At 63.7% G+C, this 18,816-nt stretch carries 22 protein-coding genes; 19 read left to right on the forward strand and 3 right to left on the reverse strand.

Features of this window, described 5'->3' with window-relative positions; all coding sequences use genetic code 11:
* Positions 1 to 57 precede the first annotated feature (57 nt).
* The 10 genes from pyrR to JYG36_RS25385 all read left to right on the forward strand — a co-directional run bounded on the left by pyrR (position 58) and on the right by JYG36_RS25385 (position 10,831).
* Positions 58 to 576 carry a bifunctional pyr operon transcriptional regulator/uracil phosphoribosyltransferase PyrR gene (pyrR, locus tag JYG36_RS25340; RefSeq protein ID WP_010221492.1) on the forward strand — a complete coding sequence of 173 codons (519 nt, stop codon included), beginning with the start codon at positions 58 to 60 and terminating at the stop codon, positions 574 to 576.
* 12 nt (positions 577 to 588) lie between these two features.
* Positions 589 to 1,593, forward strand: a complete 1,005-nt coding sequence (locus JYG36_RS25345; RefSeq protein ID WP_010221491.1) for an aspartate carbamoyltransferase catalytic subunit — start codon at positions 589 to 591, stop codon at positions 1,591 to 1,593.
* Complete coding sequence (locus JYG36_RS25350) at positions 1,590 to 2,861, forward strand: dihydroorotase (protein WP_213602663.1); 1,272 nt, start codon at positions 1,590 to 1,592, stop codon at positions 2,859 to 2,861. The genes JYG36_RS25345 and JYG36_RS25350 overlap by 4 nt, the downstream gene beginning before the upstream one ends.
* A gap of 177 nt (positions 2,862 to 3,038) precedes the next feature.
* Complete coding sequence (hslV, locus tag JYG36_RS25355; protein WP_028945572.1) at positions 3,039 to 3,569, forward strand: ATP-dependent protease subunit HslV; 531 nt, start codon at positions 3,039 to 3,041, stop codon at positions 3,567 to 3,569.
* A gap of 77 nt (positions 3,570 to 3,646) precedes the next feature.
* Positions 3,647 to 4,984, forward strand: coding sequence for an ATP-dependent protease ATPase subunit HslU (gene hslU / locus JYG36_RS25360; RefSeq protein WP_045193855.1), 1,338 nt, complete (start codon positions 3,647 to 3,649; stop codon positions 4,982 to 4,984).
* Positions 4,985 to 5,081: 97 nt separating this feature from the next.
* Positions 5,082 to 5,459, forward strand: coding sequence for a gamma-butyrobetaine hydroxylase family protein (locus tag JYG36_RS25365; protein WP_045193856.1), 378 nt, complete (start codon positions 5,082 to 5,084; stop codon positions 5,457 to 5,459).
* Positions 5,460 to 5,809: 350 nt separating this feature from the next.
* Positions 5,810 to 7,489: a class II poly(R)-hydroxyalkanoic acid synthase gene (gene phaC / locus JYG36_RS25370; protein ID WP_213602665.1), complete on the forward strand. Its 1,680-nt coding sequence runs from the start codon at positions 5,810 to 5,812 to the stop codon at positions 7,487 to 7,489.
* A gap of 60 nt (positions 7,490 to 7,549) precedes the next feature.
* Positions 7,550 to 8,401, forward strand: coding sequence for a poly(3-hydroxyalkanoate) depolymerase (gene phaZ, locus JYG36_RS25375; RefSeq protein ID WP_045193860.1), 852 nt, complete (start codon positions 7,550 to 7,552; stop codon positions 8,399 to 8,401).
* 119 nt (positions 8,402 to 8,520) lie between these two features.
* Positions 8,521 to 10,203, forward strand: coding sequence for a class II poly(R)-hydroxyalkanoic acid synthase (gene phaC / locus JYG36_RS25380; protein ID WP_213602667.1), 1,683 nt, complete (start codon positions 8,521 to 8,523; stop codon positions 10,201 to 10,203).
* 13 nt (positions 10,204 to 10,216) lie between these two features.
* Entirely contained in the window at positions 10,217 to 10,831 is a 615-nt protein-coding gene (locus tag JYG36_RS25385; RefSeq protein ID WP_045193863.1) for a TetR/AcrR family transcriptional regulator, read from the forward strand.
* Positions 10,832 to 10,948: 117 nt separating this feature from the next.
* Here JYG36_RS25385 and JYG36_RS25390 read toward each other — a convergent pair whose 3' ends face one another.
* From JYG36_RS25390 to JYG36_RS25400, 3 genes are all read right to left on the reverse strand, one after another.
* Positions 10,949 to 11,749 carry a phasin family protein gene (locus JYG36_RS25390; RefSeq protein ID WP_093376965.1) on the reverse strand — a complete coding sequence of 267 codons (801 nt, stop codon included), beginning with the start codon at positions 11,747 to 11,749 and terminating at the stop codon, positions 10,949 to 10,951.
* Between the two features lie 10 nt (positions 11,750 to 11,759).
* Positions 11,760 to 12,179 carry a phasin family protein gene (locus tag JYG36_RS25395; RefSeq protein WP_045193865.1) on the reverse strand — a complete coding sequence of 140 codons (420 nt, stop codon included), beginning with the start codon at positions 12,177 to 12,179 and terminating at the stop codon, positions 11,760 to 11,762.
* 234 nt (positions 12,180 to 12,413) lie between these two features.
* A complete protein-coding gene (locus JYG36_RS25400; protein ID WP_045193867.1) occupies positions 12,414 to 12,689 on the reverse strand; it encodes a polyhydroxyalkanoic acid system family protein in 276 nt (91 codons plus the stop codon).
* A gap of 124 nt (positions 12,690 to 12,813) precedes the next feature.
* On the opposite strand from JYG36_RS25400, the gene ubiE reads away from it, so the two are divergent.
* From ubiE to JYG36_RS25445, 9 genes are all read left to right on the forward strand, one after another.
* Positions 12,814 to 13,584, forward strand: coding sequence for a bifunctional demethylmenaquinone methyltransferase/2-methoxy-6-polyprenyl-1,4-benzoquinol methylase UbiE (ubiE, locus tag JYG36_RS25405; RefSeq protein ID WP_045193869.1), 771 nt, complete (start codon positions 12,814 to 12,816; stop codon positions 13,582 to 13,584).
* Entirely contained in the window at positions 13,584 to 14,207 is a 624-nt protein-coding gene (locus JYG36_RS25410; protein ID WP_093376970.1) for a ubiquinone biosynthesis accessory factor UbiJ, read from the forward strand. The genes ubiE and JYG36_RS25410 overlap by 1 nt, the downstream gene beginning before the upstream one ends.
* Positions 14,204 to 15,811: a ubiquinone biosynthesis regulatory protein kinase UbiB gene (gene ubiB, locus JYG36_RS25415; RefSeq protein ID WP_045193871.1), complete on the forward strand. Its 1,608-nt coding sequence runs from the start codon at positions 14,204 to 14,206 to the stop codon at positions 15,809 to 15,811. Before JYG36_RS25410 ends, ubiB begins: the two co-directional genes overlap by 4 nt.
* Before the next feature lie 72 nt (positions 15,812 to 15,883).
* Positions 15,884 to 16,276 carry a phosphoribosyl-AMP cyclohydrolase gene (gene hisI / locus JYG36_RS25420; RefSeq protein WP_093376980.1) on the forward strand — a complete coding sequence of 131 codons (393 nt, stop codon included), beginning with the start codon at positions 15,884 to 15,886 and terminating at the stop codon, positions 16,274 to 16,276.
* Position 16,277: 1 nt separating this feature from the next.
* A complete protein-coding gene (locus tag JYG36_RS25425) occupies positions 16,278 to 16,613 on the forward strand; it encodes a phosphoribosyl-ATP diphosphatase (protein WP_010222337.1) in 336 nt (111 codons plus the stop codon).
* A gap of 25 nt (positions 16,614 to 16,638) precedes the next feature.
* Positions 16,639 to 16,908 (forward strand): twin-arginine translocase TatA/TatE family subunit, encoded by a 270-nt coding sequence (locus JYG36_RS25430; protein ID WP_045193875.1) that lies wholly within the window; start codon positions 16,639 to 16,641, stop codon positions 16,906 to 16,908.
* Between the two features lie 3 nt (positions 16,909 to 16,911).
* Positions 16,912 to 17,295: a Sec-independent protein translocase protein TatB gene (gene tatB, locus JYG36_RS25435; RefSeq protein WP_213602669.1), complete on the forward strand. Its 384-nt coding sequence runs from the start codon at positions 16,912 to 16,914 to the stop codon at positions 17,293 to 17,295.
* Positions 17,292 to 18,083: a twin-arginine translocase subunit TatC gene (tatC, locus tag JYG36_RS25440; RefSeq protein WP_045193879.1), complete on the forward strand. Its 792-nt coding sequence runs from the start codon at positions 17,292 to 17,294 to the stop codon at positions 18,081 to 18,083. Before tatB ends, tatC begins: the two co-directional genes overlap by 4 nt.
* Entirely contained in the window at positions 18,080 to 18,787 is a 708-nt protein-coding gene (locus JYG36_RS25445; RefSeq protein ID WP_213602671.1) for a 16S rRNA (uracil(1498)-N(3))-methyltransferase, read from the forward strand. The genes tatC and JYG36_RS25445 overlap by 4 nt, the downstream gene beginning before the upstream one ends.
* Positions 18,788 to 18,816: the final 29 nt, after the last annotated feature.

Below are 18,816 nucleotides of genomic sequence, written 5' to 3' on the forward strand. Positions count from 1 at the left end.
GATCATCGCATTCAAGCCGGGCCAGCGCACCGCTCCCCGGCCTCTTGAGGAGCAAGCATGAGCCTACCCAATCCCGCCGAACTGATCCGGCAGATGGCCGTCGACCTTCGCGCCCATCTGGCCCGCCGCGCCATTGCCGAGCCGCGTTTCATCGGCATCCGCACCGGGGGTGTCTGGGTCGCCCAGGCCCTGCTCGAAGAGCTGGGCAGCGACGCCGCCCTGGGCACGCTCGACGTTTCCTTCTACCGCGACGACTTCAGCCAGAACGGCCTGCACCCGCAGGTGCGCCCGTCCGACCTGCCGTTCGAGATCGAAGGCCAGCACCTGGTGCTGATCGACGATGTACTGATGAGCGGGCGTACCATCCGCGCCGCCCTCAACGAGCTGTTCGACTATGGCCGCCCGGCCAGCGTGACCCTGGTCTGCCTGCTCGACCTGGATGCCGGCGAATTGCCGATCCGGCCGAATGTGGTCGGCGCCACCCTGTCGCTGGCTGCCCATGAACGGGTAAAATTGACCGGACCCGCACCGCTCGCCCTCGAGCGCCAGGACCTCGCCTCCGCTTCCGCCCTTTAAGAGTCCCCCGCGATGACGCCAATCGACGCCAAGCGCCCGCTGCAGCTCAATGATCAGGGCCAGCTGCGCCACTTTCTCTCGCTCGACGGTTTGCCCCGCGAACTGCTGACCGAAATCCTCGACACCGCCGACTCGTTCCTCGAAGTCGGCGCCCGGGCCGTGAAGAAGGTCCCGTTGCTGCGCGGCAAGACCGTCTGCAACGTGTTCTTCGAGAACTCCACGCGCACCCGCACCACCTTCGAACTGGCCGCCCAGCGGCTGTCGGCCGACGTCATCACCCTGAACGTGTCGACCTCTTCGACCAGCAAGGGTGAAACCCTGTTCGACACCCTGCGCAACCTCGAAGCCATGGCCGCCGACATGTTCGTCGTGCGTCATGCCGACTCGGGCGCCGCGCACTTCATCGCCGAGCACGTGTGCCCGGAGGTGGCGATCATCAACGGCGGCGACGGCCGCCACGCCCACCCGACCCAGGGCATGCTCGACATGCTCACCATTCGTCGGCACAAGGGCGGCTTCGAGAACCTCTCGGTGGCCATCGTCGGCGACATCCTGCACTCGCGGGTGGCGCGCTCGAACATGCTCGCGCTGAAAACCCTGGGCTGCCCGGACATCCGCGTGATCGGCCCGAAAACCCTGCTGCCGATCGGTATCGAGCAGTATGGGGTGAAGGTCTACACCGACCTCGAGCAAGGCCTCAAGGACGTCGACGTGGTGATCATGCTGCGCCTGCAGCGTGAGCGCATGGCCGGCGGCCTGCTGCCCAGCGAAGGCGAGTTCTACCGCCTGTTCGGCCTGACCACCGCGCGCCTGGCCGGGGCCAAGCCGGATGCCATCGTCATGCACCCGGGCCCGATCAACCGCGGCGTCGAGATTGAATCAGCGGTGGCCGACGGCGCCCACTCGGTGATCCTCAACCAGGTCACCTACGGCATCGCCGTGCGCATGGCGGTGCTGTCCATGGCCATGAGCGGGCAGACCGCGCAACGTCAATTCGAGCAGGAGAACGCCCAGTGACCCTCAGTATTCTCGGCGCCCGGGTCATCGACCCGCTGAGCGGCCTGGACCAGACCACTGACCTGCACATCGATGCCGGCAAGATCATCGCCATCGGCGCCGCCCCGGCAGGCTTCAAGCCGGCGCGCAGCATCGACGCCCAAGGCCTGGTAGCCGCCCCCGGCCTGGTCGACCTCAACGTCGCCCTGCGCGAGCCCGGCTACAGCCGCAAGGGCAGCATCGCCAGCGAAACCCGCGCTGCCGCTGCCGGTGGCGTCACCAGCCTGTGCTGCCCGCCGCAGACCAAGCCGGTGCTGGACACCTCGGCAGTGGCCGAGCTGATTCTCGACCGCGCCCGCGAAGCCGGGCACAGCAAGGTCTACCCGATCGGCGCCCTGAGCAAAGGCCTTGAAGGCGAGCAGCTTGCCGAGCTGATTGCCCTGCGCGACGCCGGCTGCGTGGCCTTTGGCAACGGCCTCAATGCCTTTGCCAACAACCGCACCCTGGCCCGCGCCCTGGAATACGCCGCGACCTTCGACCTGACGGTGATCTTCCACTCCCAGGACCGCGACCTGGCCCAGGGTGGCCTGGCCCACGAAGGCGCCATGGCCAGCTTCCTCGGCCTTCCGGGCATCCCGGAAACCGCCGAGACCGTGGCCCTGGCGCGCAACCTGCTGCTGGTCGAACAGACCGGCGTGCGTGCGCACTTCAGCCAGCTGACCAGCGCCCGCGGCGCGCGGCTGATCGCCCAGGCCCAGGAACTGGGCCTGCCGGTGACCGCCGACGTGGCCCTGTACCAGCTGATCCTCACCGACGAAGCGCTGCGCGACTTCTCCAGCCTCTACCACGTGCAACCGCCGCTGCGCACCCGCGCCGACCGCGACGGCCTGCGCGAGGCGGTGAAGTCCGGGGTGATCCAGGCGATTTCCAGCCATCACCAGCCCCACGAGCGGGATGCCAAACTGGCACCGTTCGGCGCCACCGAGCCGGGCATCAGCAGTGTCGAACTGTTGCTGCCGCTGGCCATGACCCTGGTGGAAGACGGCCTGCTCGACTTGCCGACTTTGTTGCAACGTTTGTCTGCAGGCCCTGCAGCAGCGCTGCGCCTGCCAGCGGGCGAGCTGAAGGTAGGCAGTGCCGCAGACCTGGTGCTGTTCGACGCCAAGGCCTCGACCCTGGCCGGCGAGCAATGGCGCTCGAAGGGCGACAACTGCCCGTTCATCGGCCACTGCCTGCCGAGTGCGGTGCGTTATACCTTGGTCGATGGGCATATCAGTCACGAAGCCTGAGTTTGCGCTGCTACATCGCGGGTCAAGCCCGCTCCCACAGGATTTCACCCATCTCTGTGGGAGCGGGCTTGACCCGCGATAGCCATTACCACTCATCCTGCAAGGTTGAAATCCTTCCCACCACCCCCATATGAGTCTGCATCAGGCATTTTCGCCCCGCTGCGTGGAGACTCTCCCTTGACCACCATCGTTTCAGTTCGCCGCCACGGCAAAGTCGTCATGGGCGGCGACGGCCAGGTTTCTCTCGGCAACACCGTGATGAAAGGCAACGCCAAGAAAGTCCGCCGCCTGTACCACGGCCAGGTCATCGCCGGTTTCGCCGGTGCCACCGCCGACGCCTTCACCCTGTTCGAACGCTTCGAAGGGCAACTGGAAAAACACCAGGGCCATCTGATCCGCGCCGCCGTGGAGCTGGCCAAGGAGTGGCGTACCGACCGTTCCCTGAGCCGCCTGGAAGCCATGCTGGCGGTAGCCAACAAGGACGCATCGCTGATCATCACCGGCAACGGTGACGTGGTCGAGCCCGAAGACGGCCTGATCGCCATGGGTTCCGGTGGCGCCTACGCCCAGGCCGCCGCCCGCGCCCTGCTGCAAAAGACCGACCTCTCGGCCCGCGAAATCGCCGAGACCGCGCTGAACATCGCCGGTGACATCTGTGTGTTCACCAACCACAACCTGACCATCGAGGAGCAGGACCTGGCCGAGTAATTCAGCTGTTCTGGCGCCCGGCCCCGGTGGCCGGGCTTTTCCACGCTGACTTATCGAGCCCAAGGACCATCACTATCATGTCCATGACCCCCCGCGAGATCGTCCACGAACTCAACCGCCATATCATCGGCCAGGACGACGCCAAGCGCGCCGTCGCCATCGCCCTGCGCAACCGCTGGCGGCGCATGCAGCTGCCGGCCGAGCTGCGCGTTGAAGTGACGCCGAAGAACATCCTGATGATCGGCCCGACCGGCGTCGGCAAGACCGAAATCGCCCGGCGCCTGGCAAAGCTTGCCAACGCCCCGTTCATCAAGGTCGAAGCGACCAAGTTCACCGAGGTCGGCTATGTCGGCCGTGACGTCGAGTCGATCATCCGCGACCTCGCCGATGCCGCGATCAAGATGCTCCGCGAGCAGGAAATCATCCGCGTCGGCCACCGCGCCGAAGATGCTGCCGAAGAGCGCATCCTCGACGCCCTGCTGCCACCGGCGCGCACCGGCTTCAACGAAGACCAGGTCGCCAGCCAGGACTCCAACACCCGCCAGCTGTTCCGCAAGCGCTTGCGCGAAGGCCAGCTGGACGACAAGGAAATCGAGATCGAAGTGGCCGAGGCCGTGGGTGTCGATATTTCCGCGCCGCCGGGCATGGAGGAGATGACCAACCAGTTGCAGAACCTGTTCGCCAACATGGGCAAGGGCAAGCGCAAGAGCCGCAAGCTCAAGGTCAAGGAAGCGCTCAAGCTGGTGCGCGACGAAGAAGCCGGGCGCCTGGTCAACGAAGACGAGCTCAAGGCCAAGGCCCTGGAAGCGGTCGAGCAGCACGGCATCGTGTTCATCGACGAAATCGACAAGGTTGCCAAGCGCGGTAACGTTGGCGGCGCCGATGTTTCCCGTGAAGGCGTGCAGCGCGACCTGCTGCCACTGATCGAAGGCTGCACGGTGAACACCAAGCTGGGCATGGTCAAGACCGACCACATCCTGTTCATCGCCTCCGGTGCCTTCCACCTGAGCAAGCCGAGCGACCTGGTGCCCGAGCTGCAAGGTCGCCTGCCGATTCGCGTCGAACTCAAGGCCCTGAGCCCGGAAGACTTCGAGCGTATCCTCAGCGAACCGCACGCCTCGCTCACCGAGCAATACCGTGAGCTGCTGAAAACCGAAGGCCTGAACATCGAGTTCGCCGCCGACGGCATCAAGCGCCTGGCCGAGATCGCCTGGCAGGTCAACGAGAAAACCGAGAACATCGGTGCCCGTCGCCTGCACACCTTGCTCGAGCGCCTGCTCGAAGAGGTGTCGTTCAGCGCCGGCGACCTGGCCAGCGCCCACAGCGAAGCGCCGATCCGCATCGACGCCGACTACGTCAACAGCCACCTGGGCGAATTGGCGCAGAACGAAGACCTGTCTCGCTACATTCTCTAAAGCGGCAAGCTTCAAGCGGCAAGCTGCAAGTCAAGTGCGCTGGACGCCTTCTCTTGTAGCTTGTAGCTTGCAGCTTGTAGCCCAAGAGCCCTTATCCATGACCAGAATCCCCACCGGCATCAACCTGCACAAAGCCTCCAAGACCCTTACCCTGACCTACGGGCCAGGCGAGGTGTACAACCTGCCCGCCGAATTCCTGCGCGTGCACTCCCCTTCCGCCGAGGTCCAGGGCCACGGCAATCCGATCCTCCAGTACGGCAAGCTTGGCGTTGGCTTGAGCGGGCTGGAACCTGCCGGCCAGTACGCACTGAAACTGACCTTCGACGACGGCCACGACAGCGGCCTGTTCACCTGGGAATACCTTGAGCAGTTGTGCCTGCGCCAGCAGGAACTCTGGGATGACTACCTTGGCGAGCTGAAAAAAGCCGGCAAATCCCGCGACCCCAACGAGTCGATCGTCAAGCTGATGCTCTAGCTCGGGCCCCTCAGGGTTTAGAGCGCATTTTCTAATTCTATTTGCTTGAATGCCTGCACCACGGCCAATGAGTGGCCGTCTTGCGCTATACCAAAAAGTCGGGTAACCAATGGATCTGGCAAGTTCCCTGCATCGGATTTAATGCAGGGTCGGGCTGGTATGTAGAGGTCGCGAGCGAAAGCAGGCAGTCTTCTCACGCAGAAAAAACCCGCATGGCTCATCGTCGTTTGCATCCGGCCGCAGGACCGCAGTTCGTTATCACTGGTCACCCGAGCAGCAGTACCGGGCGTTCGTCTGTGTAACGCGCACAGTCAAACCGGTACTCGTCTCAGGACAACGGAGCGTCGTAGATGAGTAACAAGAATAACGATGACCTGCAGCGCCAAGCCTCGGAAAACACCCTGGGTCTGAACCCGGTGATCGGCTTGCGCCGCAAGGATTTGCTGACATCTGCTCGAATGGTCCTGCGTCAGGCCATTCGTCAACCGCTGCACAGTGCCAAGCATGTCGCCCATTTCGGCATGGAGCTGAAAGATGTGATCTTCGGCAAGTCGAGCTTGCAGCCCGAGGGCGATGACCGCCGTTTTCACGACCCGGCCTGGAGCCAGAACCCGCTGTATCGCCGCTACCTGCAGACCTACCTGGCCTGGCGCAAGGAACTGCACGACTGGATCGATACCAGCAACCTCTCCGACCAGGACATCAGCCGCGGCCACTTCGTCATCAACCTGATGACCGAGGCCATGGCGCCGACCAACACCGCAGCCAACCCGGCGGCGGTCAAACGCTTCTTCGAAACCGGTGGCAAGAGCCTGCTCGACGGCCTGTCGAACCTGGCCAAGGACATGGTCAACAATGGCGGCATGCCCAGCCAGGTGAACATGGACGCCTTCGAAGTCGGCAAGAACCTCGGCACCAGCGAAGGCGCGGTGGTGTTTCGCAATGACGTGCTGGAACTGATCCAGTACCGGCCGATCACCGAGCAGGTGCTGGAAAAGCCGCTGCTGGTGGTACCGCCGCAGATCAACAAGTTCTACGTCTTCGACCTCAGCCCGGAAAAGAGCCTGGCGCGTTTCTGCCTGCGCTCCAACGTGCAGACCTTCATCGTCAGTTGGCGCAACCCGACCAAGTCCCAGCGCGAATGGGGCCTGTCGACCTACATCGACGCGCTCAAGGAAGCGGTCGACGTGATCCTGGCGATCACCGGCAGCAAGGACCTGAACATGCTCGGCGCCTGCTCCGGCGGTATCACCTGCACTGCGCTGGTGGGCCACTACGCGGCGCTGGGCGAAAAGAAGGTCAACGCCCTGACCCTGCTGGTCAGCGTGCTCGATACCACCCTCGATACCCAGGTGGCGCTGTTCGTCGACGAGCAGACCCTCGAGGCGGCCAAGCGCCACTCCTATCAGGCCGGTGTGCTCGAAGGCCGCGACATGGCCAAGGTATTCGCCTGGATGCGCCCCAACGACCTGATCTGGAACTACTGGGTCAACAACTACCTGCTGGGCAACGAGCCGCCGGTGTTCGACATCCTGTTCTGGAACAACGACACCACGCGACTGCCGGCCGCCTTCCACGGCGACCTGATCGAAATGTTCAAAAACAACCCACTGCTGCGCCCCGATGCACTGGAAGTGTGCGGCACGCCGATCGACCTCAAGCAGGTGACCACCGACATCTTCAGCGTCGCCGGTACCGCCGATCACATCACCCCGTGGCAGTCATGCTACAAGTCGGCGCAGCTGTTCGGTGGCAAGGTCGAGTTCCTGCTGTCCAACAGCGGCCATATCCAGAGCATCCTCAACCCGCCGGGCAACCCCAAGGCGCGCTACATGACCAACAGTGAAATGCCCGCCAGCGCCCTCGACTGGCAAGAGAACTCGACCAAGCACACCGATTCCTGGTGGCTGTACTGGCACACCTGGCTGGCCGAGCGTTCCGGCAAGCTGAAAAAAGCCCCGGTCAACCTTGGCAACAAGGCTTACGTCGCCGGTGCCGCCGCGCCAGGGACCTACGTTCACGAGCGTTGATAGCGAACACCGCCGCAGCTCGCGAGGGCTGCGGCGTTTATCCAACACAGGGCTTCGCGCATGCCGCAACCGTATATTTTCAGGACCGTCGACCTGGATGGCCAGACCATCCGCACCGCCGTCCGACCCGGCAAGCCGCACTTGACGCCCTTGCTGATCTTCAATGGCATCGGCGCCAACCTGGAGCTGGTGTTCCCCTTCATCCAGGCCCTGGACCCGGACCTTGAGGTAATTGCTTTCGACGTGCCGGGGGTCGGCGGTTCATCGACCCCGCGCCACCCCTACCGTTTTCCGGGCCTGGCCAAGCTCACCGCGCGCATGCTCGACTACCTCGACTATGGCCAGGTCAATGTCATTGGCGTGTCCTGGGGCGGGGCGCTGGCCCAGCAGTTCGCCCATGACTACCCCGAGCGCTGCAAGAAACTGGTGCTGGCGGCCACCGCCGCTGGCGCGGTGATGGTGCCGGGCAAGCCCAAGGTGTTGTGGTTGATGGCCAGCCCAAGGCGCTACGTACAGCCGTCCCATGTGATCCGCATCGCCCCGCAGATCTACGGCGGCGCCTTTCGCCGGGACCCGGACCTGGCCCTGTCGCACGCGGCCAAGGTGCGCTCAGGCGGCAAGCTCGGTTACTACTGGCAACTGTTCGCCGGGCTTGGCTGGACCAGCATTCACTGGCTGCACAAGATCCAGCAGCCGACCCTGGTGCTGGCCGGTGACGATGACCCGTTGATTCCCTTGATCAACATGCGCCTGCTGGCCTGGCGAATTCCCAATGCCCAGCTACACATAATCGACGACGGCCACTTGTTCCTGATCACCCGGGCCGAGGCCGTCGCCCCGATCATCATGAAGTTTCTCCAGCAAGAGCGCCAACGCGCCGTCATGCACCCTCGGCCCGCCCCCAGCAGCTGAGACGCCTGCCACACCCGAGCCCATGGCAGGATGCCAGGCACCCCGGGTGCGCGGCGTGAGGTTGGTGTCGCTCTTGCATTGATGTGTTTGTTGATGGCCTGACGACGGAGTGTTGCCTGATGAAAGACAAACCCGCTAAGGGATCGCTACCGGTCCCCGCCACCTATATGAACGTGCAGAGTGCAATCAGCGGTCTGCGCGGCCGCGACCTGCTCTCGACCTTGCGCAGCGTCAGCCGTCATGGCTTGCGCCATCCGCTGCATACCGCCAAGCACATGCTTGCCCTGGGCGGTCAGCTGGGCAAGGTGCTGCTGGGTGAAACGCCCTACCAGCCCGGCCCTCGAGACAACCGCTTCAAAGACCCCGCCTGGAGCCAGAACCCGATCTACAGCCGCGGCCTGCAGGCCTACCTGGCGTGGCAGAAGCAGACCCGCCTGTGGATCGATGAAAGCCAGCTGGCACCCGATGATCGCGCCCGCGCACACTTTCTGTTCACCCTGCTCAACGATGCCGTGGCGCCGAGCAACTCGCTGCTCAACCCGCTGGCGGTCAAGGAGCTGTTCAACTCCGGCGGCCTGAGCCTGGTGCGCGGCATCAACCACCTGCTCGATGATTTGCGCCACAACGACGGCCTGCCGCGCCAGGTCAATCCGCAGGCCTTCGAAGTCGGCCGTAACCTGGCCACCACGCCGGGCTCGGTGGTGTTTCGCAACGAGCTGCTGGAACTGATCCAGTACAAGCCGATGAGCGAAAAACAGTACGCCAGGCCGTTGCTGATCGTGCCGCCGCAGATCAACAAGTTCTACATCTTCGACCTCAGCCCGGCCAACAGCTTCGTCCAGTACATGCTCAAGAACGGCCTGCAGACCTTTATGATCAGCTGGCGCAATCCCGACCCGCGCCACCGTGAGTGGGGCCTGTCGAGTTATGTCGAGGCGCTGGAGGAAGCACTCAACGTGTGCCGGGCGATCACCGGCAGCCGCGAGGTCAATCTCATGGGCGCCTGTGCCGGTGGCCTGACCATGGCGGCGTTGCAAGGCCATTTGCAAGCCAAGCGCCAACTGCGCCGGGTCAGCAGCGCCACCTACCTGGTCAGCCTGCTCGACAGCCAGATCGACAGCCCGGCGAGCCTGTTCGCCGACGAGCAGACCCTCGAAGCGGCCAAGCGCCGTTCCTACCAGCAAGGCGTGCTCGATGGCCGCGAGATCGCCCGGGTGTTCGCCTGGATGCGCCCCAACGACCTGATCTGGAACTACTGGGTCAACAACTACCTGCTGGGCAAGGCGCCACCGGCGTTCGACATCCTTTACTGGAACAACGACAACACCCGCCTGCCGGCGGCGCTGCACGGCGACCTGCTGGACTTCTTCAAGCACAACCCGCTGGCCCGCGCCGCTGGTCTTGAGGTATGCGGCACGCCGATCGACCTGCAGAAGGTCAACGTCGACAGCTTCAGCGTCGCCGGCAGCAACGACCACATCACCCCCTGGGATGCGGTGTACCGCTCGGCGGCACTGCTCGGCGGCGACAAGCGCTTCATCCTTGCCAACAGCGGCCATGTGCAAAGCATCATCAACCCGCCGGGCAACCCCAAGGCGCACTACGTCGACAACCCGCGCCTGAGCAGCGACCCGCGGGCCTGGCTCTACGATGGCAAGCAGGTCGACGGCAGCTGGTGGCCGCAGTGGCTGGAGTGGATTCAGGCACGCTCCGGCGTGCAGCGCGAAACCCTGATGGCCCTCGGCAACCAGAACTACCCTCCCATGGACCCCGCGCCCGGCAGCTACGTGCAGGCGCGCTGAACAAGAAGAACGGATGAAAACCCGCGACCGTATCCTCGAATGTGCCCTGCAACTGTTCAACCGCCAGGGCGAGCCGAATGTCTCGACCCTGGAGATTGCCAACGAAATGGGCATCAGCCCGGGCAATCTCTACTACCACTTCCACGGCAAGGAGCCGCTGGTGCTGGGGTTGTTCGAACGCTTCGAGGACGAGCTCACGCCGCTGCTCGACCCGCCGCTGGAAGTGCGCCTGGATGCCGAGGACTACTGGTTGTTCCTGCACTTGATCGTCGAGCGCATGGCCCAGTACCGGTTTCTGTTCCAGGACCTGTCGAACCTGACCGGGCGCCTGCCCAAGCTGGCCCGCGGCATGCGCAACCTGCTCAACGCCCTCAAGCGTACCCTGGCGGCGCTGCTGGCCAGCCTCAAGGCCCAGGGCCAGGTGCTCAGCGATACGCGGGCGCTGGGGCAACTGGTGGAACAGATCACCCTGACCCTGCTGTTCTCGCTCGATTACCAACGGGTGCTGGCTCGCGAAGGTGAAGTCGGAGTGGTGGTCTACCAGGTGATGATGCTGGTGGCGCCGCACCTGGAGGCGGGGTCGCGGTATGCGGCAGAGCAGCTGGCCTTGAGGTATCTGGATGGCTGACCCTAGGACTGCTTCGCAGCCTGTTCGCCGGCAAGGCCGGCTCCCACAAACCCGGTACAACACCCATAATGAAAACGCCCGGCACAAGGCCGGGCGTAGACTGACAGCCGCCTGAAATCAGGCCTGGCTGGTCGGGCTTGCCGATGGCGACGACACCGGTGCGACCGCTGCAGCACCGGCTGCTGGCGCCGGGCTTGGCGACGGTGCAGCGCTGGCCGCAGGGGCCGCCGGCTTCGCCGCTGCAGGTTTCGCTGCTGGCTTGGCCGCTGGCTTTTTCACTGCCGGCTTCTTCGCCGCAGCCGGTTTGGCTGCAGGCTTGGCTGCTACCGGCTTGGCTGCTGGCTTGGCCGCAGGTTTAGCCGCTGCGGTTTTCGCCGCTGGCTTGGCTGCAGGTTTTGCCGCCGCAGTTTTCGCTGCTGGCTTGGCTGCAGGCTTGGCCGCAGGTTTCGCTGCAGCCTTGGCCAATGGCTTGGCTGCGGTCTTGCTCGCTGCCGGTTTCTTCGAGATAGGCGTAACCGATGCACCGGTCAGCTTCTCGATCTGCTTGGTCAGCGTATCGACCTTCGAATGCAGCGCCTTGACCTCACTGCGGCTCGGTACGCCAAGACGCGAGATCGCACTGTTCAGGCGCTTGTCGAAAGCACCTTCGAGCTCGTCCCACTTGCCCAGGGCGCGGTCCTTGACGTCGCTGATGCGCGAGGTCGCCGACTTGGCGGTTGCCTTGGCGGAGTCGACAGAGCCCTTGGCGAGTTTTTCAGCTTTCTCACCCTCCTTGACCAGGTTGTCAAACACCTTGCTGCCATCCTGATCGATCTTGGAGTAGATACCCAAACCAGCCAGCCAGATCTTGCGGGAATACTTCTCGATCCCCCCGACCCAGGAGCTGCCTTCTTTTTCAGTATTCTTCTTGCCAGCCATCCCGCTCTCCTTATTGTTTACGTGCGACACGTTCAAGCAATGCCGTGAGCTCATCGAGCTTGACAGAGAGTGTCTCCACGTCATGTTTAGACGGAATGCCGATGCGATTCAAGGCGCTCGCGACCCGTGTGTCGAAAGCCTTTTCGATTTTGTCGAGTTGAACCTCGACCTTGCCCTTCACGCTGCTCAGTTCGCCCTTCACCGAATCGATCTCGGAGTTGGCGGCATCGACCTTGGCATCGAGCTTTTTCTTGCCACGTTTTTCTACCGATTCACCGGCCTTGACCAGCTCTTTCAGGTAGTCGGCACCTTCCTGGCCGACCCGGGTGTAAGCCCCGAGACCTGCCAGCCAGATCTTGCGCGCGTAGCTGCGCACTTCACCCAACGTGCGCTGGGCGTCGTCTTTTTTCTTCAGGATAACTTTGGCCATGCTCTGCACCTCACGCTCTGAACGGAAATGGAGGAACTGCCCAGGGAAGTTGGGCTTGAGCACAAGGTAGGGGGAAAAATTAGAATTGGCACACTAATAAAGGGGGCAGCGACAAGCTTCAAGCTTCAAGCTTCAAGCGGCAAGAAAGGCAGCGGTGATCTTGAAACTGTCGTGCCCCTCCCACTCACCGCGAACCACTTGCAGCTTAAAGCTTGCAGCTCCCCCCTTGAGCCGCTAGGCGAGCGCCTTATCCAGCGCCCGCTCGATCTCGCTTTTGATGGTACCGCTCATCATCGACAGCATCATGCCCAGCTTCAGCTCGACCTTGATGCTGTCCTCGCCAATCTGCACGCTGCCGTTGGCGCCACTGCGCTTGACCTCGACGCGGTCGCCATTCCAGCTGGCCTTGAGGTCGTATTCGCGGGCCAGCTTGTCGACCAGTGCCTCGGCCTTTTGCCGGGCCGCGTCGCGGCCCAGGCTGTGTTTGCGTTCAACGCTGATCTGGGTCATTCATTCAATCCTGGGTTCGAAGGCATACTTATATTATGCCCGCGCCCCACCTGCGACACACCCCGCCAAGACAAATCCGACCGTACGCCCTAGAATGGCCAGTAATTTTTTCCGGTGAAGCGATATGAACGATCAGCGCAAAGGCGACCACGCCGAACCCACCACCCACTTCGGCTACAAAGACGTGCCGGAAAGCCAGAAGGCCGAGAAAGTCGCCGAGGTGTTCCACTCGGTGGCGGCCAAGTACGACCTGATGAACGATGTGCTCTCCGGCGGCATGCACCGCCTGTGGAAGCGCTTCACCATCGAGCTGTCGGGCGTGCGTCCGGGTAACCGGGTGCTCGACATCGCGGGCGGCACCGGCGACCTGGCGGCCAAGTTCTCGCAACTGGTCGGCCCCACCGGCCAAGTGGTACTGGCCGACATCAACGAGTCGATGCTCAAGGTTGGCCGCGACCGCCTGCTCGACCGCGGCGTGGCCGGCAACATCGAGTTCGTCCAGGCCGACGCCGAAAAGCTGCCGTTCCCGGACAACCATTTCGACTGCGTGACCATCGCCTTCGGCCTGCGCAACGTCACCCACAAGGAAGACGCCATCCGCTCCATGCTGCGGGTGCTCAAGCCCGGCGGCCGCCTGCTGGTGCTGGAATTTTCCAAGCCGACCAACAAGCTGATGTCCAAGGTCTACGATGCCTATTCGTTCGCCTTCATGCCGCTGGCCGGCAAGCTGATCACCAACGACTCGGAAAGCTATCGCTACCTGGCCGAATCGATCCGCATGCACCCTGACCAGGAAACCCTCAAGGCGATGATGGTCGAGGCCGGTTTCGACCGCGTCACCTACCACAACATGACCAGCGGCATCGTCGCCCTGCACCGCGGAATCAAGCCCTGATGCTCCTGGCCGGCCTGCTCGCCAGCGTCGAACACGGCCTCAACCGTGTTTTGCGCCTGGACAGCACAGCGCTGCCGCGCCTGCGCCCGCTCGACGGCAAGGTGATTGCCATCGACTGCCGCCAGCCGGCCCTGCAGCTGTTCATCCTGCCCAGTGACGAAGGCCTGATGCTTGCCACGCACTGGGCCAATGAGGCCGACTGCACCTTGCGCGCGCCGGCCAGCAGCCTGCTGCGCCTGGCCCTGAGCCAGGACAAGAGCGCCGTGTTGCACAGCCCGCAGGTCGAGCTTGAAGGCGACAGTGCGGTGCTGCTCGACCTGGTGGCGGTACTGCAGGACCTGGAGCTCGACTGGGAGTACGAAGTCTCGCGCTGGCTCGGCCCGGTCGCCACGCAACTGCTCAGCGGCCACTTGCGCAGCCGCGCCAACTGGACCCGCCAGGGCCTGGCGGCGCTCAACCAGAACCTTTCCGAGTACCTCGCCGAAGAGGCCCGGACCCTGGTCGGCCAGCGCGAAGCCGAAGCCCGTTTCGGCGAACTCGACACGCTCAAAGTCGATATTGAACGCCTTGAGGCGCGCATCGAGCGCCTTGCCCGATCCCTTGATACCAGCGATAACGCATGAAGCTGCTTGCCGTCCGCCGTCTGTTGCGCATCCAGCGCGTCGTGATCCGTTACCGTCTCGATGACCTGCTGTTCGCCCTGCCCCTGCCCTGGTGGCTGATGGGCCTGCGCTATGCCATGCCCTGGCGCTGGCTACCGCGCAAGGAGCTGCAGCTTAGCCGTGGCGCGCGCCTGCGCCTGGCGTTGCAGGACCTGGGACCGATCTTCATCAAGTTCGGCCAGTTGCTCTCGACCCGCCGCGACCTGCTGCCCGAAGACATCGCCGACGAGCTGATGCTGCTGCAAGACCGGGTTCCGCCGTTCGATCCGCAAAAAGCCATCGCCCTGATCGAAGAACAGCTCGGTGCGAAAATCAGCGAAGTGTTCAGCCGCTTCGACGTCGAGCCGCTGGCTTCGGCGTCGGTAGCCCAGGTCCACGCGGCCAAGCTCAAGAGCGGTGAAGAGGTGGTGGTCAAGGTCGTGCGCCCGGGCCTCAAGCCGATCATTGCCCAGGACCTCGCCTGGTTGTTCCTGATCGCCCGCGGTGCCGAACGGGTTTCGGCCGATGCGCGCCTGCTGCACCCGGTGGAAGTGGTCAACGACTACGAAAAGACCATCTACGACGAACTCGACCTGTTGCGCGAGGCGGCCAACGCCAGCCAGCTCAAGCGCAACTTCGAAGGCTCGGAGATGATGTACGTGCCCCAGGTCTACTGGGACTGGTGCCGGCCGAAAGTGCTGGTGATGGAGCGCATCTACGGTATTCAGGTCACTGACCTTGCGACCCTGGCCGACCAGCGCACCGACATGAAGATGCTCGCCGAGCGCGGCGTGGAGATCTTCTTCACCCAGGTGTTTCGTGACAGCTTCTTCCACGCCGACATGCACCCTGGCAACATCTTCGTCAGCACGGTCAAGCCGTGGAGCCCGCAGTACATTGCCATCGACTGCGGCATCGTCGGCAGCCTGACCCCCGAGGACCAGGACTACCTGGCACGCAACCTGTTTGCCTTCTTCAAGCGCGACTACCGCCGTGTGGCGCAGCTGCACATCGATTCGGGCTGGGTACCGGCGCAGACCAAGCTCAACGAATTCGAAGCGGCGATCCGCACCGTGTGCGAGCCGATCTTCGAAAAACCGTTAAAGGATATTTCCTTCGGCCAGGTGCTGATGCGTCTGTTCCAGACCGCGCGGCGCTTCAACATGGAAGTCCAGCCGCAGCTGGTGCTGCTGCAGAAAACCCTGCTCAACATCGAAGGCCTGGGCCGCCAGCTGTACCCGGACCTCGACCTGTGGAGCACCGCCCAGCCGTTCCTCGAACGTTGGATGCGCGAGCGCGTCAGCCCCAAGACCCTGCTGCAGAACCTGCATGGCCAGGTCGAGCAGATCCCGCACCTGGCCGGCATGACCCGCGACCTGCTCGAGCGCATGTCGCAGCCGCACCTGGCCGACCCGCCAGCACCCTGGCAGCACAAGAGCGATCACTGGGCCCTGCGCCTGCTCGGTGCCGGCCTGCTTGGCGGCGGCGCCACTCTGGCAGCCGGCGCGGTGAGCCTCAGCGCCCCTGCTGCCTGGCCGGCCTGGCTGATGCTGGCCGCCGGCCTCTACCTGATCGTGCGTCGATAGCCAGCCGGGCCGCTGGCTGGCACACTAGCGCAAGGGTTCGGCGAAGGATCGAACCCGGTTTTGGAGTCGAAGATGAAAGACTGGCTGGACGAGATCAACTGGAACAGCGATGGCCTGGTACCGGCTATCGCCCAGGACCACAAGACCGGGCGCGTGCTGATGATGGCCTGGATGAACCGCGAATCGCTGGCGCTGACCGCCGCTGAGCAGCGGGCCATCTACTGGTCACGTTCGCGTGGCAAACTGTGGCGCAAGGGCGAAGAGTCCGGCCACGTGCAAAAACTGCACGAAATGCGCCTGGACTGCGACGCCGACGTGATCATCCTGATTGTGGAACAACTGGGTCATATCGCCTGCCATACCGGCCGCGAAAGCTGCTTCTACCGGGTCTTCGAGCACGGTGAGTGGAAGACCGTCGACCCCGTCCTCAAGGACCCGAATGCCATCTACAGCGCAGGACACTGACATGAGCGACACCCTGACCCGCCTGGCCGAAGTACTGGAAGCGCGCAAAGGCGCCGAGCCCGACAGCTCGTACGTGGCCAGCCTGTATCACAAGGGCCTGAACAAGATTCTGGAAAAGCTCGGCGAAGAGTCGGTCGAGACCATCATCGCCGCCAAGGACGCCGCCCACAGTGGCGACTGCAGCGATGTCATCTACGAGACCGCCGATCTGTGGTTCCATAGTCTGGTCATGCTCGCTCAACTGGGCCAGCACCCGCAGGCGGTGCTGGACGAACTGGACCGCCGCTTCGGCCTGTCCGGGCACGCCGAGAAAGCAGCGCGTCAGCCGTCGGCCTAACTGAATTATTTCGAGGGATTGCACCATGGGTATTTTTGACTGGAAACACTGGATCGTCCTGCTGGTCGTGGTGGTACTGGTGTTCGGTACCAAGAAGCTGAAGAACTTCGGCAGCGACCTGGGCGAGTCGATCAAGGGCTTCAAGAAAGCCATGAACGAAGAAGAGTCCAAGCCGGCCGAGCAGACGCCACCGCCAGTGCAACCGGTCCAGCCCCAGGCCGCTTCGCCGCTGAACCAGCCGCAGACCATCGACGGCCAGGCCCACAAGGTCGAAGAGCCGATCAGGAAAGATTGATCAATGTTCGGGATCAGCTTCAGCGAACTGTTGCTCGTGGGCCTGGTGGCCCTGCTGGTGCTCGGCCCCGAGCGCCTGCCGGGTGCCGCGCGCACCGCCGGGCTGTGGATCGGCCGGCTCAAGCGCAGCTTCAATGCGATCAAGCAGGAGGTCGAGCGCGAAATCGGCGCCGATGACATCCGTCGTCAGTTGCACAACGAGCACATCCTCTCCATGGAGCAGGAAGCGCGCAAGATCCTCAACCCCAACAGCGTCACGCCCGAGCCGCCGGCAACCCCGGCAGCCACCAGCGAAAGCGCCCCGGCGCCCGCCCCGGTCAGCAGCGAACCCGCGCCGCCAGCCACCAGCGCGCCCACCGAACCGACACAGCCACCGCGAGCCCCATGAGCGATATTCCGGAAAACGACCAGCCGATGCCGCTGGTTTCGCACCTCACCGAGTTGCGTACACGCCTGCTGCGCTGCGTCGCGGCCATCTTCCTGATCTTCGCCGGGCTGTTTTCCTTCGCGCAGCAGATCTACACCCTGGTCTCGGCGCCATTGCGCGCGCACTTGCCGGCCAACGCGACGATGATCGCCACCGACGTCGCCTCGCCGTTCCTGACGCCGTTCAAGCTGACCATGATCGTTTCGCTGTTCCTGGCCATTCCGCTGATCCTGCAGCAGATCTGGGGCTTCATCGCGCCGGGCCTGTACCGCCATGAAAAGCGCATCGCCATTCCGTTGCTGGTGTCGAGCATCATCCTGTTCTACGCCGGCATGGCCTTCGCCTATTTCCTGGTGTTCCCGCTGATCTTCGGCTTCTTCGCCAGCGCCACCCCGGAAGGGGTGTCGATGATGACGGACATTTCCAGCTACCTGGATTTCGTCATGACCCTGTTCTTCGCCTTCGGCGTGGCCTTCGAGATCCCGGTGGCCGTAGTGCTGCTGGTGTGGATCGGCGTGGTCGACGTGAAGTACCTGAGAAAGATCCGCCCGTACGTGATCATCGGCTGCTTCGTGGTCGGCATGATCCTCACCCCGCCGGACATCTTCTCGCAGACCCTGCTGGCGGTGCCGATGTGGCTGCTGTTCGAGATCGGCGTGCTGTTTGGCGGGCTGATCCGCAAACGCAGCGAGCACCCGCAAGATGCTGCCGACGACCATAACGACCAACCGCCAGCGACCCAGCCGTGAACCTGCTGTTACTCGAAGAAGCCGATTTCATCGCGGCCGACCGTGTGGTGCTGGCTGACCGGCGCTTCACCCACATGCAGGAAATCCACCGCGTGGCAGTGGGCGACAGCCTGCGGGTCGGGCGTATCGGCGGGCTGATGGGCCAGGCCGAAGTCCTGCGCCTGGAAGGCCATGAAGCAGAACTCAAGGTCAGTTTCGACCAGCCGCCTCCGGCCAAACTGCCGCTGACCCTGGTGCTGGCGCTGCCACGGCCGAAGATGCTCCGCCGGGTGTTCCAGACCGTTGCCACCATGGGCGTGCCGAAGGTCATCCTGGTCAACAGCTACCGGGTCGAAAAGAGCTTCTGGCAAACACCGTTCCTCGAATCCGAGGCGATCCGCGAACAGCTGATCCTCGGCCTTGAGCAGACCCGCGACACGGTGCTGCCCGAAGTCATCATCGAAAAGCGTTTCAAGCCGTTTGTCGAAGACCGCCTGCCAGCCATCAGCGCCGGCACCCTCGGCCTGGTTGGCCATCCTGGCCAGTACCCGCCGTGCCCACGCGGGTTGAACGAGCCCGTTACCCTGGCCATCGGCCCGGAAGGTGGCTGGATTCCCTACGAGATCGACCTGCTGGGCAAAGCCGGCCTTGCCCCGGTACAGCTTGGCGAACGCATCCTGCGCGTCGAGACCGCGGTCACCGCGCTATTGGCACGCTTGTTCTGACTTCAGTTTTGCCGCTCCAGGCCGATGCA

Origin of the sequence: Pseudomonas sp. SORT22 (assembly GCF_018417635.1) — a bacterium.
Taxonomy (GTDB): domain Bacteria; phylum Pseudomonadota; class Gammaproteobacteria; order Pseudomonadales; family Pseudomonadaceae; genus Aquipseudomonas.

Excerpts from the sequence above, each read along its gene's own strand:
- pyrR (WP_010221492.1), top strand. The coding sequence starts at position 58 with ATGAGCCTACCCAATCCCGCCGAACTGATCCGGCAGATGGCCGTCGAC.
- JYG36_RS25345 (WP_010221491.1), top strand. The coding sequence starts at position 589 with ATGACGCCAATCGACGCCAAGCGCCCGCTGCAGCTCAATGATCAGGGC.
- hslU (WP_045193855.1), top strand. The coding sequence starts at position 3,647 with ATGTCCATGACCCCCCGCGAGATCGTCCACGAACTCAACCGCCATATC.
- JYG36_RS25365 (WP_045193856.1), top strand. The coding sequence starts at position 5,082 with ATGACCAGAATCCCCACCGGCATCAACCTGCACAAAGCCTCCAAGACC.
- phaC (WP_213602665.1), top strand. The coding sequence starts at position 5,810 with ATGAGTAACAAGAATAACGATGACCTGCAGCGCCAAGCCTCGGAAAAC.
- phaZ (WP_045193860.1), top strand. The coding sequence starts at position 7,550 with ATGCCGCAACCGTATATTTTCAGGACCGTCGACCTGGATGGCCAGACC.
- phaC (WP_213602667.1), top strand. The coding sequence starts at position 8,521 with ATGAAAGACAAACCCGCTAAGGGATCGCTACCGGTCCCCGCCACCTAT.
- JYG36_RS25385 (WP_045193863.1), top strand. The coding sequence starts at position 10,217 with ATGAAAACCCGCGACCGTATCCTCGAATGTGCCCTGCAACTGTTCAAC.
- JYG36_RS25390 (WP_093376965.1), bottom strand. The coding sequence starts at position 11,749 with ATGGCTGGCAAGAAGAATACTGAAAAAGAAGGCAGCTCCTGGGTCGGG.
- JYG36_RS25395 (WP_045193865.1), bottom strand. The coding sequence starts at position 12,179 with ATGGCCAAAGTTATCCTGAAGAAAAAAGACGACGCCCAGCGCACGTTG.
- JYG36_RS25400 (WP_045193867.1), bottom strand. The coding sequence starts at position 12,689 with ATGACCCAGATCAGCGTTGAACGCAAACACAGCCTGGGCCGCGACGCG.
- ubiE (WP_045193869.1), top strand. The coding sequence starts at position 12,814 with ATGAACGATCAGCGCAAAGGCGACCACGCCGAACCCACCACCCACTTC.
- JYG36_RS25410 (WP_093376970.1), top strand. The coding sequence starts at position 13,584 with ATGCTCCTGGCCGGCCTGCTCGCCAGCGTCGAACACGGCCTCAACCGT.
- ubiB (WP_045193871.1), top strand. The coding sequence starts at position 14,204 with ATGAAGCTGCTTGCCGTCCGCCGTCTGTTGCGCATCCAGCGCGTCGTG.
- hisI (WP_093376980.1), top strand. The coding sequence starts at position 15,884 with ATGAAAGACTGGCTGGACGAGATCAACTGGAACAGCGATGGCCTGGTA.
- JYG36_RS25425 (WP_010222337.1), top strand. The coding sequence starts at position 16,278 with ATGAGCGACACCCTGACCCGCCTGGCCGAAGTACTGGAAGCGCGCAAA.
- JYG36_RS25430 (WP_045193875.1), top strand. The coding sequence starts at position 16,639 with ATGGGTATTTTTGACTGGAAACACTGGATCGTCCTGCTGGTCGTGGTG.
- tatB (WP_213602669.1), top strand. The coding sequence starts at position 16,912 with ATGTTCGGGATCAGCTTCAGCGAACTGTTGCTCGTGGGCCTGGTGGCC.
- tatC (WP_045193879.1), top strand. The coding sequence starts at position 17,292 with ATGAGCGATATTCCGGAAAACGACCAGCCGATGCCGCTGGTTTCGCAC.